The organism is Pseudomonas sp. ChxA (assembly GCF_030263855.1).
Taxonomy (GTDB): Bacteria; Pseudomonadota; Gammaproteobacteria; order Pseudomonadales; family Pseudomonadaceae; genus Aquipseudomonas; species Aquipseudomonas fluorescens_CB.
Genome location: NZ_JARPMK010000005.1, coordinates 128530 through 145913, shown reverse-complemented (window position 1 = coordinate 145913; position 17384 = coordinate 128530). Strand labels below are relative to the sequence as shown.

Sequence of the window (17384 nt, the reverse complement as noted above, 5' to 3'; positions counted from 1 at the left end):
AGCCACCAAACGGTGTGCGAGCTGAGGTCCGGCCCTCAGTAGGAGAAAATCATGAAAGCAAATATCAAAGCTAAGCTGGTCCCAATGTTCGACGTAGCTGTGCTCAAGGCAGCAAAATTCCTCTGGTTGGTCATGAAGGTCTTTGACCCACGTCCACTTCAGACGCACTTTGCTGCTCGTAAGCCGGTTCAAAACATTGAGGTCACGCATTGCTTCTCACTACGCGGTGCTGATGCTGAGTTAAGTATTGCTCGGCTCTCAAACATGCACATTGGTAGTAGCACTGGGAAAGGGCGTACTGGATTGGTCAGCCGTAAAGGTCTGATCAAGATCTACAACGCTGAGAACGGTAAGTTCTTGATGATCCGAGCCCAGGGCGTACCGACCATAGCTGGTGAAAAGCAGCTGACCAAAGACTCTATTGCGTTGAACTATGACGCGAAAAAGGCTTTGGGTATTCCTAAAAACCAGGAGACCGAACTCAAGCTGTTTGTTGGCCCCGCCAACCTCGGTGACCAGGAGTTTTATCATATGTATCAAGACGTTGATGCTTCTAGCCGTACGGCTCGGGCACTCGGTTGGTACTTAGCTATCGGGGGCGTTGTGTACGGCATTTTTCAGATGGCCTTGAGCTTTCTTGAAGCTGCCGTGGCTGCGCTGTTCTAACTGATTGGTGACCCGCTTCTTCCGACTGACGGAAGGGGCGGGCGTCACCTCCAAGCATCTTCCTCTGGAGGTTGATTGGAGGTGGCGCCCGCCCCAGAAATCAGACGATGAGGTGTCACGATGTACGATCACGTTAGCGACAATTCCCCCCAGTTTGTTACAGACTTAGGCTTTTCGTTCGAGGGCCATTTTCGCTACGGCGCAGAGTGCATTCTTGCTCGGCCTGAGGCACCCAAGCTTTACTTCCAAGACTCCCTGCCGCTTGAATTCGTTCGCGATACCATGGAGAAATGGAATAATGAGCTGCACGGGTACCATCCAGGAACTGGGTACTATGCCTTCAGTCAAGAAGACGAGATGGCCAACCCTGGGTACCACGTACTGGTACTCTTTGCGGACATCAGTTTCTGTAACTCATTTATGGGCAACGTCGAGAACGAGACCCTACCGCCGATACTTGGCGGTTCGATGCTCCAGTATTCAAGCAAGTGAGCCTACTTCCTCGCTTGCTTCTGCTGGCGCAACCTCATCCGGCGTGCGTGTACCTGGACACGCACCGAGGGCCGAGCAGTCGGCCCTTACGCCTCCTGTACTTTCCCTACCCCATTTTGACTAGCGATCTTAGGACCTCACCGGCAGCATAGGTGACCGCCCATACTGAGAAGCCGCTTGCCAATGTCTAACAGAGAGTTTTTCAAGATCATGTGGACCGAGGATGCCTCTGACCGCAGCATTGATCTCGACCATTTCTCCCTCTCGTACACTTACATCCGTGACTGGTTCACCGGCAACATTTTCGACTGGATCGTCGATTACTCTCACCTCTTGATTTACCTATCCTTTGCTCTATCGATAGCCATGATTTTTCGTCGGACACTGAACGCCAAAAGCGGACTCGGTGCGTTTTTTGTCGTCTTGCTTTTATGGCATCAGGGTGAAAACTACACGCTTGCCCATTTGATCTTCGGACCATCAGTAAACCCACAGTTCCTAAATCTCGCCCTGGCTGCTGTCTCACTACTCGGGGTCGGCGTTACGGTGGTCGTGAAGCAATGGCGCACGCTTGATCGGATCATGATTTTCAGTGCTCAATGCACCGTGGTAGCGACAACGCTTTTGTTCCACATGCTGCTTGTGCAGACAATTCTGCCAGGCTGGAATTTCAGCATTGCCTGGGGCAATGTTGCGGCAGTAGCGGTGCCCGCTGAGATGGATCGGGTCTGTGGCGAAAGTAGTCTAGTTTGCTGGCAAGGCGATACCTTTGAGCCGTCAGCATTCAATCCCTACATTCGGGATCAAGTCAGGGCGCGCATTGAGATGCTTAAGTCAGAACCGATAGCAGAGCTGGGTACGACTTTTGGCTCCGACAATGATCTTGTATCTAATGGAACGATGGCGGTGCTTGTGTACAAGAAGGGCAGCCATTTCTGGGTGATCGGTGACAGTAGATATGGTGTCCGCGCCCATACCGTTATTCTGAGGTCCTTCTACATCCTTTGTGCAGCAGCACACTCGGTATGGCTTTTCGGGGCGCTTGGGCTTCTGTGGTTCCACAAGCGCCGCTTCGCGAGGAGGAGGTCTTTTGCTGATTGACTTCGAGACAGTCCATCGAACTTACCTGAAGGGTTCAATGGATGAGGCCGGTTGGAGTTTTAACCCTGTAAACCCCGCAAAGCCTAGAACAGGTAGACATCTGAGCACCTACCAGGTTTTCAGTAATGCGGGGCTTGGAGTTGCCCTCTACTTGAGGAACGATTTCGAGGCGGGCCGTGCAATTAAGGTTCACGTTGGGTTGAAGCTTGTGTTCAGTCGGAAGGTTAAGGGCACGTTTCTTTTGCAAGATGATATGCAAAAAATCTCCTTAACTCTCGACATGGGTGGAGTGAGATCACTCTATGCATGGTTAGCCGGCGATACCCCCAATTTCACCTATGAGATTATTCGGCCGGGTGCTCCCAAGAAACGGGTGACAGGCTTTGAGACAGACCTTGAATTCCCACTTAGCATACGTGCCTTCGAAAATGACTCGGATGGTAGTGCTAGGTCTATTTTGGTTGGGCTATCCGACACCGACATTTTCCATCTGCAGCTGCACTGCCTGGGGCTAGCCAAGCTGCTTTATCCATCATTGAGTGATACTGCTCTTCTAGCCCACATGAAGCCTCGCATGAGCACCCCAACTTCATGCACCGCGACCACTGGCACACCATCCCTGGTCAATGTGGTTCCCGAACCAACTGAGCTCCCCGCAGAGCCTCCTTTGGGCTCTATTCCTGCCAATGGTGAGTGTCTCCTAGAGGTCGACATTGAGAAGGCCAAGAAGGCCGTTTTCGCAGTTGGAAAGAATAGATGGCCACGCAAAGACATCGGTACGATCGAGCACATTCAGAATGGTCCAGTCGATGCCATGGATCGTTTTGTGAAAGCCGGCAACGTTGGTGACTTCACTGAGTGGGACAAGATTTACGGCTTGCTTCACCCCTCGACCAGGTGACTTCTCCAAAATGGGGCAGTCCAGTCCCACTATTGGGGTATGAACGAGAATCTGAAATTCCCACTGATTTATCAGCACAACGCTGAGTACGCCCGGGAGATACATGCGGCCAAAGAGGTTAGTCGGCTTTTGCAGAAGGTTGGCTTTCCTGGTGAGGACGTGTGGATCGATCTCCGGTTCGACTACTCATTGAGCGACCACTCCTCATCAAACCTAGACGTCATGCTGATACGGGGGCAGCCCCACGGTATCGTGAAGCTAAACCTGCAGGCCTTATTCTTGATGCAGGACTTCGAGGTGATGATCAGAGAGGTTATCCCCCATGAGTTAGCTCACGTCTTACATGGTGTGAAGTCCAAGGTTGATGGCGTCGAAATTCAGAAACCACATGACGAGGCTTGGAGCGACATCTTCATCGACCTCGTAGGTGGTTTCGATCAGGACATTGAGCCATTGGCCAAGGTTCGGGGTGAGTTTGATGATCGAGCAGTACGGTTGAGCAAGAGCGGCATCCTGGTTGAGTGTGAATGCGGGGATGATGAGTCAATCGATGTGATTGCCGACACCCCAGGTAATTCAGCCAAATTGCGTAACGAAGAGCTGAAGTGCACCACCTGCAAGTTTCCCTACGTCCGGTTTCAGGGCGATTCAATTCCGCAGCGCATCGCCGCTGACCTAAAATTCTTAGAGAAAATCAAATGCATCAAGCTTCAGCACACGCACCTTCAGCGTTAGCACAAGGCGTATCTCGCGGGAGTGGGTTGGACCATTTCGTAGACATCCATATCGGTGTGGACGCGAAGACTGGCGAACCCAAAATATGGTCGTATCCGTCGGTCACCAATTTCAACATCATTTTCCTTGGGGGGTCGGGTGCCGGTAAGACACATACGATCCATCACATGGCAGCAAATGTGTATGTGCGAGGTACGACCCTACACGTTATCGACATTAAGGGTGACTTCGCGCATTCGAACTTTGAGGCTACGGGCTTGGGGCATATGCTCCACCCTGAAGACTTTAATGAGATCAAGTTCAACTACTACCAAGACGGCTGCTCGCTCAATCCGCTGCAGGTCCCGCGGACAGAGGAGGGTGGGGGAGTCGTGCGTACAATTGAGTACGTTAAAGAGCTTGTTAAGGTCTTCAACCCGCAGGCAGGCCCGAAGCAGCTGAACTACCTCATCGAGATTCTAAAGACGGTCTACACGAAGTCAGGAATCGACCACGATGACCCTGAGACTTGGGCGCGGCAATCTCCAACCTTGATCGACGTGCTTGGTGAGATCGATTTGATCTTTAATGCCCTCACTGGGGGAATGGACACCACCACCGTTGCGGACATCTTTAAGGCCTTTGGCCAGGCCAAAAACCAGGCTGAAAAAGACATCCGGAAGATGAAGATCGATGAGGAGCCTAATTCAGCAATTGAGGAGCGAGTTCACGAAATTCGAGCGACCCTTGAGGACACGCTAAAAGGTCATGCTTCAAAGCTTATCAACTTCGATGCCCTCACAAATCGAAATGGCGCCCGTAGCGACTGGGAACATTGGTCAAAGGAAACTCTATACAGTCTCAAAGCAATCATCCAAGGGATGGTTGATAGCAGGCTGTTCACCGGCAATCCGTCTAAGCCGAGGCAGGGAAAAATCAACCGCTATGATCTCACCGCTCTGAGCCCAGCTCACCAGCAAGTGATCATGCGGATTATCGCAAGCCAGGTATTCGCAATGGGGGTAATGGAGACCAAGCGTAACAACGCCTTCAACCCTAAATTTCCAGCTCACATCCTCATTGCGGACGAGGGTAAACACATCAAGGAAATCTCCGTCTCTCCAATAAGTCCGTTTAACCGAATCGGTACGGAAGGTCGAGGCTATGGTGTTGGCGTCTGGTGTGGTGTGCAGCAGCCCGACCAGGTCACCAAAGATCTGCTCAAGAACTTTGCAACGTTTTTCCTGCTCAAGACCCCTGATGCCTCGTACCAAGAAATAACGAAGCTGTTTGGTGTTCGTCCGACCTTGCTGAAATCTCTCCTGCCGCGCGAGAACCTTTTGTTCGGTACCGGAGGTCCATACTCGCTCGTGAACCATTTCCGGTGATTGTGATGATCAAGCGCTATTCCATTTTGGCTATGGCTGTCCTTGCCATGTCGGGTTGTGCTCACGTCGAGAAGCCTTTCTTCGCACCCTCTGAATCTGAATTGCAGGATCGGAGCCAACTCTCGGGCGCGGACCAGGCTGTTCTAATGGGTAAGTACCAGCACGCTGAGCGGATGCTTGCCCAATACGTTAGCCGCAATAATTCTGGCCAACTCAGAATGAAATACTTCGGCATCAGTGGCGAAAACAGAAAGCATGCAATCGATACCGTAGCCACTCTTCTCTGGGAGACCGGTCGCGACGATTCGTTGAAGCAGTTCGCGAAAGATTACTTATCCGGGGCAGAGTATCAGACGACCCTGTGCCGCATATCAGAGCGAAAAGCAAAGTACGAAGAGGCTTATCACTGCTGGAACGAAATGGGTGAGATAGATCGTGCTGAAAGGGTTGTCAGAACTGAGGCAGCCCTTCGGATTTTGAGCACCCCTTAAGATCACTTTCCCCGGGATTGCCCCGGGGAAAAGTTTCCGCATGCAGAATCTTTTAGCTGGTTGCGTCTGCATCCGGCGTTTCGTTGTCGTCTTCATTTTTGTCGAGTGTTGGACGTAGCACTTTGACGTTTCCGTACTTGGTGGTTCCCCATTTAGGCACTGTTGTTGGGAGCAATTCGGAGATTCGATCCTTATTGAGAAGCACGCAGGCCTTCCATGGTTTCACACCAACCCTTACGTCGAACATCGCAGTGGGGCTTTCCATGTCCTTGACCTTCCACATCAGAAGGCCTAGTGAATCGAGTGCATTCTTGATTACGGGAATCGACGGGTGGCTGAAGCTTCGTGAGTCCACGCCCAACTGCATTTGACGAGCAAGAGCGTTGGGTAAAAATTCATCAAGGGACTCAATCAAGCGTGACATGGGCATGATCACATACTCGAAAGCATCCTTCGTCCAGCCTGCATCTTGACCGCCACGGTAAGCATTGATATCTGCCACGTTCAAGAACTTCTCTACTGCCGAAGCAACAAGATCGACCGTATTTGAGGCAGCTTGAGCAGCAGCGATACCTGCCGCTTTCTCAGACTGAATAATCTTTCCGTCGGCATGCCGGATAGCGCTAATGAGCCGCTCTACGCGGTCCCCTGCATTAGTAGGCAGATGGGTCGGGTGGTGGTAGTAACGCAGAGCCATCGTGAGCGTGAAGCGGTCCTCAGGGGCAAGCGAGTTGAACTCGGGCTGTTGCCGGACTAGATAAGCACTGAATGTGTTGTGGTGGGTCGCGTCCTTGCGTTTGACCCATTCACCAGGGCCTTTTTGCTGATACGCGAGGAGCTTGTCGATGTCGTGAGCCAGGCCGGCGACGCGAGCAAGAGGCTCCTCCCAACCTTTGGCACGCATGTAATCAGCAACGGATTTAGAGATTGCTATGGAGTGGTCCCCGAGAGATGCATCAGCATGGTGATGTCCTACGCTCGCCGGAACTTCTGGATGAGCCTTGAGTAACTCAAGAATGGCAACTTGGAGCTTTTCAATCGGCGATTCTGGCGGCCTAGCAGTGGCGACCGGTGCGCGGTCGCATCGCAAATAGTATTGCTCAAAGGGGTCCGAATCCTTAACACCAGGAATGACTGCCCCAGTGCTGGCATCTCGGCTATCCGGGATCATTACCATCATCGTGCAACCAGGAATGTCACAAGGATAAATGCCTGTTACCGCCGGATCTGGTTCCTCCATTTCCTCAGCATTGGGCTGATCGTTGCGTGGAGCATAGATTTTCGCAAAGCCTATGGTTACGAGGGAGTAAGCCACCGCCGAGAACAATAAGGCGTGGACAATATTCATGCCTACAGCAGCAAGGGTACCCAAGTAGCCACCATCCGAAATCACCTGCGTAACCAAGTGTGGCTTGAACATGTACCAGACGGGCGCAAGCGCGTGTGCCTGGTAGTTGAGTTCCTCGCCGATCTCGACGAGGTAGGCCGCGTATCCACCGATCACCAAAGCCAACATGACGATCAATGGGAACATCGCGGATTTAGTGCTCGATGCTGCTGAAGAGCTCATTTTTGACATACCAAAAGCGGGGACTCAAAAAGGGTGCCGGTTTTTTTCGAAAAGTTCCAACCAAAACCGCGTTTTTGGAGCACTGGCCTTCCACTATTACGGTAACAGTCACCTCCAAAGGATTTTGTTTGTGAAGCATGCCCTGTCCATCCTGGCACTGATGATCGGCTGCCAAGCGGCTTATGCGGCGAATAGCGCGTTCAGCGACAGCGCCCTCGCACGCAACGAAGCCTTGTCCCCGTTCGATCGGTCCTATGAGGCCGGTCGTGCGCAAAACATCAACCAACCCGTCGACTACCAGCAGACAAAGCCCTCACACGGCCTTCAACTCGATCTCTCTGCTGATGATCCAGTGATTTCCGTTCAGGAAACTGAAACGGAGCGTAAGTACCGGCAAACCCTGGCTGACCTAGAAACAAATAAGCAGTCTCTGATGAATGCGCGTAAGGAAACTGAGCGCCAATTGGAGGCTGCTAAAGCTACCGCCGAAGCAACTGCGGCTAAGCGCCGTTCCGATCTGCTTGCGCAGCAGGTAGAGATTCAGCAAGCGCTAGCGCTTAACCGACAAGCTCAGCAACAAGCAGAACGCCTGAAGTATGAGCAAGTCGCAGCAGTGGCCAATATCAAGGCTCATAGCGACCAGCTGCTAATGCTGGCCGAAAACAATGCTGAAGTGATTGAGTCTTCTGCCCATAAGCGGGTGATCCTGGAGCGAATCGATCCCACAGTCGTGATGAACGAAACGGTTACCGCTGAGTACCAGGCAGCAACAATCAAGCAAATCGTAACCGGCATCATGCCGAATGGCTGGCGTGTGAAGACTGACTTCAGCCGTAAGCCTGAACTTGAGGTTCGCACCTATGAATTCGTTTCCACGGATGCTCGGGATGTCGCACTCCGAAGTCTTACAGCCTCGGTTCGCGACGCGAAAGTCCGTTACCAATATTTTTGGGATTTGAAGGATGCCAGTGGCAACCCTTCTCCAATGATCCTCCTCACCGATCGCCCGTAACGTAAGGCCAGCTAATGAAGCTCAAGCATATTGTACTTGCACTGACACTGGCCTCCGGGTTGCTCGGTTGCCAGAGCCAATTCGAATTCTCCCCTGAAACTCAGTACGGTGCCCTGCGGCCCGATGCTAAAGAGAAAATGCAGGCTCTTCGAGGCAATACCTATGTGCGTGAGATTCGCACGGAGGATGCTGCGAGGCGTAAGCCGGTTTTCCTGAGCAAGAAGGGGATTCCCCTGCGCTCCGTCCTGGCTCAAACACTTCCGGGTTATTCAATTATCCCGCGCGGTAAGGTAAACCTGAATGACACTATCGACGTATCCGCTGATGGCATGCAGATGGCGGATTTCATCGAGTACATTGAGGGAACTCGAGATCTCGACATCAAGATCGAAGGTAACCGAATTTTTGTCAGCAATTACTCTACGCGTGAATGGAACTTGGCAGCTTTTGCCTCGACCCGTAACGTAAACAACGTGATTGCGTCTACTCAAACACGCGGTGCCAAAGCCGGTGACAGTGAAGACAACACAAAGGAAACCGGCACGTCCACTGGCAACATCATTGGTTTCACCCTGTCTGAGGACGAATGGACCAAAATCATGGAAGGTGCCAGAAAGATCATCGGTGCCGCCTCGGATAAAGGCGGTTCTACGCGCTCAATGGGTACTGCAGATAGTACGGCCGTTGGATCTGGAAGCCGCGGTAGCAACTCCCCCACTGGCCCATCGAACCAACAAAGTTCTGGGTTGAATTTCGATGTACAACTCCCAGCTATGATTGGCGGCTTGGGTGACTCTGATGAAGCACCAGCGTACATCGAGGGTATTCGGTCTGTAGGCATCGTTACTGCCGGCGGCAAGCCTTCAAAAATGAAGGTTCTTGATCGATATCTTAAGCGTGCAATCGAAGAGTCCACGAAGGTTGTGAACGTTCAGGTCGAGGCTTATGACGTCCTCCTGACAGATGGCAAGCAAAAGGGGATCGACTGGAATCTGTTGGTCAATTCTACGGTCAGCGGGAACCCCCTCGGCCTGAATTTCTTTAACACGTCTCCTAAGAGCGACGACCCTTTCTGGAACGTTCAAGGAACTTACACCTCCTCCAAGGTAACGGCAACGGCTCTGGTTAAATTCCTCGAACAATACGGCCGTGTTGAGCTGAAAGATCAACCCAACATCACTGTCCGCAATGGGGTCCCAGCTCAAATCTACGCCGGTGAGGAACTGACCTACATCGTTGATGTTGAACAGTCTCAGGATGAAAGCGGAAACGTAACAGTGACCCCTAAGCTTGGCCGACTGAAGGTTGGTGTAACGCTTAGCGTTACTGTCCGTGTTCTTGATAATGACCAGTTGCTTGTTGATGTCTGGCCTGTGATTTCCAACCTGAATGACCCGGACACAATCAACATCGGTGATTATTCGTTCAATACTCCGAGAGTGAATCTTAAAGAGTTCAGCACCCAGTTGATTACTTCCTCGGGCCAGTCGGTGCACCTTGGTGGTTTGATCACAAAGCGTATGAACGAAGCCATGCGCCAGTTGCCATGGCAGAACCTGGTGACCAAAGCGATTCTTAATCCGCTCACTCAAGGCATTAACAACTCTCTGGAGCGCCGTGAACTGGTTCTGGTCGTAACCCCAACATTGGTGCAAGGGGCGTTGTAATGGCAGAACTTCAGCTAGGGATACCGATCAAGATAGGTGGTGAAGAAGTCATCATCTTCCGTGACGCTATCGGTACCGATGCTTTGGCAACTGGCCGTGATGCTGAAGTATTCACGGTCATTGAGCATGCCGGCCCGGATGGTCGTCCGCCAATCTATATTGATGAGAATGAGCTCGGCACGTTAAGGGAGGATTTTCCCGGCACAAACGTGTATGGCCTCTGGCAGCTCTTATTTGCAAACAACCTTGTGCCCTTGGGGCACGAGGTTGTTGTATTCCCTACCAGCGAAGCAGGTGGCGTATACCTGCAGATGCAGAATGGGACGGACTATGACAGTCCTGCAAATATCAAGCGATCCTCTGAGTATATCGACAACTACTCTGCGGACTTATATGGCTATGATCTGCTCGCAGCGCCAAGAATCCGCGTTGACATCACCGACCTGATCCTTCCATCGACGCCAGCGTTTACACGAGTTGAGCTCTTCTCCAAAAAGCAACACGAACGTACAAAGCGTTGGTATCTCGCTCTAGCGATTTGCATCGTTGCTGCTGTCGCCGCCGTTGGCTACAACTACACAATGTATGCGGTTTTCACGATGAACATGGCCGAATACACAACGAAAAAGAAGTTAAGCAGCGACTTGGATACGCGCGTCGCGGGCCTGTTGAAAGAACGGCTTCAGACCATACCAAATGATGGCGTCGTTATTTCGAGAATAGATCAGGTTCTTGCCTTCGATCCCAAGATATCTACGCCTACTGCTGCCGGGCACACAAATGGTTTTACAGCTGGGCATGTTTTTATGACGCGGCCTGATTTTGCAGTGGATCTTTCGGGAAAGATTCCAGGTGTAACATCAAAGTTGATGCCCCAAATGTCCTATCTCTTGACTGTATCTCCTGATGCACTGGAGGTAGCGTATTAATATTCAATCCTTCCGGAAAAGATTTGGGGCCAAGGGCAAAAACACCCGTGGTGAGCCTCTCTTCACCGGCGCCATGTACTTGGCGATGATTTCTGTAGTTTTCATCAGTCTCAAAGTGACGATGTCGCTGAGTGAAGACCGAAAGCTACCTAATGACTACAAGCAGATAGATCGTGTCAATAACGGGTTACAGAACGAAATTGATGCCATTAATAAGCTTCCGGTACTGCCGAAGTTTGAAAGCTCATGGAAAATGGCTAGTGCTACCGCTGCCATCCACAGAGTTTCTTTCAAAGCTCTGGATGATCAAGCCAAAAGTGAACAAGCCAATACTTATTCTGGGCCTCTCCGAAACTGGACGGCTCAAGTAAGCGGCTCGCCGCGGGCTGTACTTGGAGCGGTGAAAAAAATCCAATCTGAGGTTCCGACGTTCTTGTATGACTACACGATCTCAGGCGGAATCATGAAGTTAAACATCACTGTTGTAGGGACCTGAGATGAAATTCTTTCCTAACTTATTGGTAATCGCAGTCACTGCTGTTGTTGCATGTCCGATCTTCGCAGATGATGCTGACCAGGTACTTGACCGTCAGAAGACCCTCAGTGCAATGGAATACAAGCGCGACCTCTTGAAGATCCAAGCCGACATGGCTGAAACCTATAAGAAGATGTCCGATGCCAGTTTCATTGTTGATAATGAAGGTAATCCACTTGGGGTGGAAAGCATCCAGAAACTGGGCGTAGAGGTGCGCAAGCAGGGCCGAGTTTCCGAGGCCAACCCGTTCCAGAGTTCTGGCTCACCAATCGTCCCCAATGCGATGCCCTTCATGCTCGATCAGCCGACCATGAGCGGGGCCGTACCCAGCACGCCGAATTCCGCATTTGGCAATCAGCAGCGTCTACAACAGGCACCCTTGCCGAATCAAGAGCGTCCAGAGCCACAAAAGCAGCCGGCATCTGATGACGACGAGAAGAAGATCCTTTCTCTCCAAGAAGTTCGCGGCGACTCAATCATTCTCAGAACCAATGACGGCGACCGGATCCTCCGTGTTGGTGAGAAGGTCTATGACCTCACTCTGACTCGCTTCTCAGTTGATAAAGCATATTTGAAGGGGCCTAAGGGAACCCAGGTAGTTTCAATTGACTGGACATCTTCCAAGCGCTATGCGGACGACTGACTATGAGCTCTGAAAACATACGATCTATTGAGCTTCAACAGAAGAAAATTCTTAATCTTCTAGTTTCCGAGGGGAAGATCACCAATTCACAGGCTCAGTCGTTACCGCCGTCTGAGTCCGTTGAGTCGATCATCCCAGACATTGCTCGGATGACGAATAACGAGGACGCATTAGTTGCTGCTGTAGCAACAGCCTTGAGTCGTCCTGCATTTGTCGAGGTTGAAGAGGGTCGGAAAGCTGTCCTACCGGGGCCCTCTGAAAACTACTGCGTTTACGATGGCATTGTGTTTCTAACCAACCCTCTGGATCAGCGGTCCATTTCACGAGCTTTGGCTTGGGCCCGTCAGAAAAAGAACGAAGGGGAGCTGAAGACCGATAGCGAGCTTCGTGTTGGCGTCATTGGTGCAGCCAAACTAGACGGGTTACGCAACACCGTTATCGATGATGATGAAGTCATCACCGCAGATGGTGAACAAGCTAAACAGCTTGCTGCCAAGCGTATTGACGACATGATTCGTGAAGCTGCATCGAAGGACGCTACCGATATCCATCTGCAGCCGACGCAGGGTGATCGGGTTCAGGTGCGCTATCGCATCGATGGTGATCTTCGAACCCAAAGAACCTATTTAAACACCCTTCATGACTCTATCTGCCGGGTGGCGATTGAAACTCGAAGCAACCTGATTCTTGAAACAGGTACTCCCCAGGACGGCAAATTCAGCTTCGATTTGACGGGCAATAAAAAAATCAACCTACGGTTGAGCTCTTTGCCCGTCCAGCGCGGCTCTGATAAAGCGCTGAAGCTAGTGTTGCGTCTTCTCGGAAACAACACCCAGCTTTCTAGCCTCCCGCAGCTTGGCCTTTCGAAGCGCAACGAGGACATCTTGCGACGGCTAGGTAACCAGCCCAACGGTCTCATAGCTATGACCGGGCCGACTGGTTCTGGAAAAACAACCACGCTCAGCGCTGTGCTCGTTGATGCATATCGCAATAACCCTGATCGTAACTACCACACCATCGAAGAGCCGGTTGAAATTCAGCATGAGGGGATGTCGCATACTGAGTGCGGGAAACATCTGACTTTTGCTGACGCGCTTCGGGCACTTTTGCGGCAAGACCCTGACGTTATTTACGTTGGTGAGATGCGTGATGAGGAGACGGCTGATCTGGGATTCAAGGCATCTCAAACTGGTCACTTGGTGCTAACTACCCTGCACACTAACAACGCCCACGAGTCGATCGGTCGACTTGAGCGAATGAACATCCCGCTGGACATAATCGCTTCCAACACCTCTGCGTTTGCAGCCCAACGGCTAGTACGCCGACTTTGCAGCGGCTGCAAGGTTGAGTACAGATTAAAAGATTCTGCGGCCCAGGCTTCGCTCTATGGTCTGAACCAGATATTCAATGGGGACACCGATGTCTGCCTCTATCGCGCCAACCTCAAGGGTTGTGAGAAGTGCGGGCATGAATCGGGTGGCATGAAAGGCAGGGCTGGCATCTTGGAAATCCTTGAGTTCACGCCTGATATCCAGGAAGCAATCCTGGCTGGCGTGCCGCCTAACACCATGCGCAGGAACGCAATTGCGGACGGCTCCTTCCTCGATCTCTGGGACGATGGTTTGCGCCTGGTCAAGGCCGGCATCACCAGCTTCGAAGAGCTCGAAAAGCATCTGCGTCCTTATTTGACTGACCGCCTAAGTGCAGGCCGGGCAAGTCAGCATGTGGCTAAGGGCTTGTCACATCCGGCCGGGCAACAAACACCTTCGCATCTTCGAATTCAGCCACAGCTCTGACCTGTACTGAGTGGCGACACCTATGGAATTTGGGAGGGGTGTTTTGGATAGCGTGTCCCCACAACATCCAAGACAATCTTGCAGTGCAGATCTCTCCCGAACAACAGGGCGATAGGGATGGCATTCGGATGGGGCGAGCTCTTTTCACCCCCTGTCCTGCCTGAGGTCTCTCGTTCTGTCATGGATGGCCGCCTCGGCGGTACCCGTAGCACCTAGTAGCAGATTTATCTCACAGCATCTGCGTTTACAAACAGTCATGAAACCGAGGCAACTCCAAGATGAAACGCCAACACCGAGTGTCGAATCAAGCACTGAAAATGCAGAAGGGCTTCACCCTTCTCGAAATCGTAATCGCGATCGCTATCGTGGCGATGCTGGCTGCATTCATTCTGCCTGGCTTGCTCCAGAACAAGGAAGATGCCAAGTACAGCACCGCGTTGACACAACTCGAGAAAGACTTCCCGTCGGCCATCACACGTCAGGTATCGCGCACTAATACCTGCTCCAGCACTTCGATCACTAAGGAGCTTCTGCTTGAGCGTGGCCTGCCGGCCAAGACCGTTTGGAACACTGACTGGAGTGTTGCTGGTGTGACGTCTAATACCGTCACCATCAACTACACCTTGGACTCTACTGACGACAAAACGGCTGCCGACATGGCAACCGCCCTCTCCTCGAACAACAACGTCCAGTCGGCAACTGCCTCGGGTAACACACAAATCGCTGTTGCCTACCGCTGCAACTGATCGGGAATTGAGAGAATGGCTTACTGGCAGATTCGCTACATCGGAGAGTCCGGCTCCATCGAAACCTCTTCGTCAATCAAGGCTGAGAGTCGCGAGCAAGCCATTACTCTCTCCGGTCGGCCCCCGGCCTTCATCCAGCAAGTGAAGATTGATCACTTGGGTGCGGTGAAGTCTATGTTTGAGAAGCGATTTCCACCTGTTGAGCAGGTTCTCATCCTGTCTGCGATTGGTTCCAAGCTGGCTAGTGGTAAAACGATCGGCAAGGCTATCAAAGAGTCGGTCGATTACGAGCGTCTAGGTATTACATATGCCGAACTGGATCAGTGCGAAACGCCCAAGGAATACTTCACTAAACTCCGGTTCGATGAAACCGCAATTCTGGTTGCAGACGCTGGCGAGAAGGCCGGCAAATTGTCCGAATCCCTTTTCAGGGCTTCTAAGGCTATTCAGGAGCGGATCAACGCCAAGAAAGAATTCGGGAAGGCCATGCAACAAGGCCTTCTCTACACGGTGCTGGGCTGTGTGTTCATGATTGGAATCCCGCTATGGGCGGGCGGAACAATGCACGACTTTATTGAGGTTCAACGCATTCCACTGAAGCTTAATACCCTGAGCAAAGTGATCATGTTCCTCTACATGGTATACACCCAGTATTTCGTCTTCTTGATCGCTGCAATCGCAGCGACCTATGTTTTTCGGGAGAAGATCTGGGACAACATCCGCACGTTGCCCGTCTTTTCATTCATCAATGACAGAATGAAGATTTCTCGGGGCCTCGATTTTGTAACCTCGTACCAACTGTTGCTCGGTAGCGGTTTCAACAACCTTCAGAGCTTCCGGTTTCTTGCCGTTCGATCGAAGGGTCTCAGTCATCGCCTTTATCTGGAAGCCGCGGATCGTTTGACAGAGGGTCGACAGCTCTCTGATGTTTTTGACAGTCCGGAATGGCCCGCGATTGTCCATCAGAATTTGCAGGGGTTCGAAGAGCAGGGCCCTAGTGGTCGGGACATGATCCTTTCGAATCTGAACGAGGCTCTCCGGGCGTACTACCTCGAATACTCCTCCCGTGTTAGCCGGGCTGCATCGATGCTCGGTTTTGGAATGATGATCCTCACCATCATGATGTTCGCAATTGGGTTCTACATGCCGATTGTTAACCTCAACTCAGCGTTGAAGCAGATGTGAGAATTCGAAATGCCCAAGCGGGCTTCACTCTCATGGAGATCATCTTCGTGCTGGCTATCATCGCGGTGCTTACCGCGGCGATTTTGCCTCCAGCACTTGAACGTATTACTGAAGCCAAGGTTGAGGGGTCGATCGGGCAAGCTCAGATGATTTTGCAGATCTGTGAGATCGCTAGAACCAAAGCCCTGACTACATCTGTCGATGCCCAGGGCCGCTACACGCACACATATGGTTCTTTAGACAACTGGGCTTCTACTACGGCCCTTCAGTCAAAACTGACCACCAACTACCACCTCCCTACGAAGAACGCCCTCGATACCCAAATTCTTGTGAAGTTCGACGCTTCCAGGTGCTACGTGGCAGTAGATCTACCGTTCCTGCAGAGCGACTACGGTGGCTATTCAACGGAAACGGTTGGCGGGAAGACCCGGGTGATAGTTACCGCACGAATCAAGAATTCCGCATACCCATCTTGGGTTGTTAATCAGAAACGGATATTGCACGATGAAGAAACGCGCTGATCGTAGTAGAAGCAAAGCCCAGGCTGGCTTCACACTCATCGAGCTGTCAGTTGTCTTGTCAATTCTTGCGCTAATGGCTGTGTTTACGGTCCCTAAGCTAATGGAGTCGATCAACGAAAGGCGTGTCAGCCTAACTATCCAGGAGACGCAAACTTTCTTGGATGCTGTGCGTACATATCGTATGAAGACTGGAGCTTGGCCCGCGAGTCCTAGCTGCACAGACGCCAGGACCGTGCTTCAAGGTACTGCTCCACCAATGTTGGCGGGAGTCGCCAATACAAACAAATTCAAATCGGCAATCAATACTTCTTGCACCGATTACACCTTCAGCATTACTCAAAACATCATTTCGGACTGGGATGGGGATGTTGCCAACGGCTTGCCTGCGACCACCATCACGGATACGTCGAACCATACCGTAAAGACGACAATTGGGGTCCCTGGTACCGAGCCTGCCCTTGATTCGAAGTTGAGCCGTATCGCTACTGGTGATGCTGAGGACAACAGGATGAGGACAGCGCTCCTCATGGGTCAGCAAACCATCGCTGAGGGCGGTGATATTCAGCTTTCCAAGGCCAATCCCTCCATTACCGCTCAGAACGGTGAGCTAGTGCTTGGATCGGGGGCTGGTAGCGTAAGCATCGCGACCAACAACATTCTGACAGTTGACGATATCCGGGTTAGATCGAAGAACAACGCTCTCCTCTCTGACCTGCTTCCAAACTACGTTCAGAAAGGAACCTACCTTGTAAGGCATGGCTGGGGCGTTATAAAGCCTTCATGCCCAAATGGTGGTCTCCCGAGAGCTTCGCTACGGCCAGGCATGATGTCCGGAGGCTACGACCCTGGAGTCACTGGTAGCGGTATTTTCGGTTTCGTTTATCGGCTTATCGATAGCGGAAGCATGTGGTTAGTCCAGACGGATATCTGGGGAACCGCGGAAGAACGTAACAAGCTGGACTCGCTCGTAGACGTGTACTGCTACTACCCCTAACGCCTCATTTGAGGCGATCGCCACCATAGGTTA

The 17384-nt window shown here is 51.8% G+C and carries 18 protein-coding genes; 17 read left to right on the top strand and 1 reads right to left on the bottom strand.

Translation table 11 applies throughout. From position 1 onward, the window contains the following. Nucleotides 1-51: 51 nt before the first annotated feature. From P5706_RS35230 to P5706_RS35200, 7 genes are all read left to right on the top strand, one after another. Nucleotides 52-666, top strand: coding sequence for a hypothetical protein (locus P5706_RS35230; protein WP_011922828.1), 615 nt, complete (start codon nucleotides 52-54; stop codon nucleotides 664-666). 120 nt (nucleotides 667-786) lie between these two features. Next, on the top strand, nucleotides 787-1158 hold the full coding sequence (locus tag P5706_RS35225; RefSeq protein ID WP_078465857.1) for a hypothetical protein: 372 nt from the start codon (nucleotides 787-789) through the stop codon (nucleotides 1156-1158). A 183-nt stretch (nucleotides 1159-1341) separates the two neighbouring features. Next, on the top strand, nucleotides 1342-2259 hold the full coding sequence (locus tag P5706_RS35220; RefSeq protein WP_078465856.1) for a hypothetical protein: 918 nt from the start codon (nucleotides 1342-1344) through the stop codon (nucleotides 2257-2259). Next, nucleotides 2249-3160, top strand: a complete 912-nt coding sequence (locus P5706_RS35215) for a hypothetical protein (RefSeq protein ID WP_078465855.1) — start codon at nucleotides 2249-2251, stop codon at nucleotides 3158-3160. The genes P5706_RS35220 and P5706_RS35215 overlap by 11 nt, the downstream gene beginning before the upstream one ends. A 39-nt stretch (nucleotides 3161-3199) precedes the next feature. Then, nucleotides 3200-3895 (top strand): SprT family zinc-dependent metalloprotease, encoded by a 696-nt coding sequence (locus tag P5706_RS35210; protein WP_078465854.1) that lies wholly within the window; start codon nucleotides 3200-3202, stop codon nucleotides 3893-3895. 26 nt (nucleotides 3896-3921) lie between these two features. Beyond that, complete coding sequence (locus P5706_RS35205; RefSeq protein WP_011922833.1) at nucleotides 3922-5262, top strand: ATP-binding protein; 1341 nt, start codon at nucleotides 3922-3924, stop codon at nucleotides 5260-5262. Between the two features lie 5 nt (nucleotides 5263-5267). Next, on the top strand, nucleotides 5268-5753 hold the full coding sequence (locus tag P5706_RS35200) for a hypothetical protein (RefSeq protein WP_078466145.1): 486 nt from the start codon (nucleotides 5268-5270) through the stop codon (nucleotides 5751-5753). A 52-nt stretch (nucleotides 5754-5805) separates the two neighbouring features. On the opposite strand, the gene P5706_RS35195 is transcribed toward P5706_RS35200, so the two are convergent. Then, a complete protein-coding gene (locus P5706_RS35195) occupies nucleotides 5806-7287 on the bottom strand; it encodes an HD domain-containing protein (protein ID WP_078465853.1) in 1482 nt (493 codons plus the stop codon). On the opposite strand from P5706_RS35195, the gene P5706_RS35190 reads away from it, so the two are divergent. The 10 genes from P5706_RS35190 (at nucleotide 7268) to P5706_RS35145 (ending at nucleotide 17351) form a co-directional block, all read left to right on the top strand. Further along, entirely contained in the window at nucleotides 7268-8335 is a 1068-nt protein-coding gene (locus tag P5706_RS35190; protein WP_233100547.1) for a hypothetical protein, read from the top strand. The two genes, P5706_RS35195 and P5706_RS35190, sit on opposite strands and share 20 nt — an antisense overlap. A gap of 14 nt (nucleotides 8336-8349) precedes the next feature. Then, on the top strand, nucleotides 8350-10002 hold the full coding sequence (locus P5706_RS35185; RefSeq protein ID WP_078465852.1) for a type II secretion system protein GspD: 1653 nt from the start codon (nucleotides 8350-8352) through the stop codon (nucleotides 10000-10002). Further along, entirely contained in the window at nucleotides 10002-10931 is a 930-nt protein-coding gene (locus P5706_RS35180) for a hypothetical protein (protein ID WP_011922838.1), read from the top strand. The genes P5706_RS35185 and P5706_RS35180 overlap by 1 nt, the downstream gene beginning before the upstream one ends. A 79-nt stretch (nucleotides 10932-11010) precedes the next feature. Continuing rightward, nucleotides 11011-11427, top strand: coding sequence for a hypothetical protein (locus tag P5706_RS35175; RefSeq protein WP_285685332.1), 417 nt, complete (start codon nucleotides 11011-11013; stop codon nucleotides 11425-11427). 1 nt (nucleotide 11428) lies between these two features. Next, the gene (locus P5706_RS35170; protein ID WP_078465850.1) at nucleotides 11429-12109 is read left to right on the top strand and encodes a hypothetical protein; all 681 of its coding nucleotides are present in this window, start codon (nucleotides 11429-11431) and stop codon (nucleotides 12107-12109) included. Between the two features lie 2 nt (nucleotides 12110-12111). After that, nucleotides 12112-13905, top strand: coding sequence for a GspE/PulE family protein (locus P5706_RS35165; protein ID WP_078465849.1), 1794 nt, complete (start codon nucleotides 12112-12114; stop codon nucleotides 13903-13905). A gap of 278 nt (nucleotides 13906-14183) precedes the next feature. Then, entirely contained in the window at nucleotides 14184-14651 is a 468-nt protein-coding gene (locus P5706_RS35160; protein WP_078465848.1) for a type II secretion system protein, read from the top strand. Between the two features lie 15 nt (nucleotides 14652-14666). After that, a complete protein-coding gene (locus P5706_RS35155) occupies nucleotides 14667-15836 on the top strand; it encodes a type II secretion system F family protein (protein WP_011922843.1) in 1170 nt (389 codons plus the stop codon). Further along, nucleotides 15833-16357 (top strand): type II secretion system protein, encoded by a 525-nt coding sequence (locus P5706_RS35150; protein ID WP_078465847.1) that lies wholly within the window; start codon nucleotides 15833-15835, stop codon nucleotides 16355-16357. Before P5706_RS35155 ends, P5706_RS35150 begins: the two co-directional genes overlap by 4 nt. Then, a complete protein-coding gene (locus tag P5706_RS35145) occupies nucleotides 16341-17351 on the top strand; it encodes a type II secretion system protein (protein WP_078465846.1) in 1011 nt (336 codons plus the stop codon). The genes P5706_RS35150 and P5706_RS35145 overlap by 17 nt, the downstream gene beginning before the upstream one ends. The last annotated feature ends 33 nt before the right edge of the window (nucleotides 17352-17384 follow it).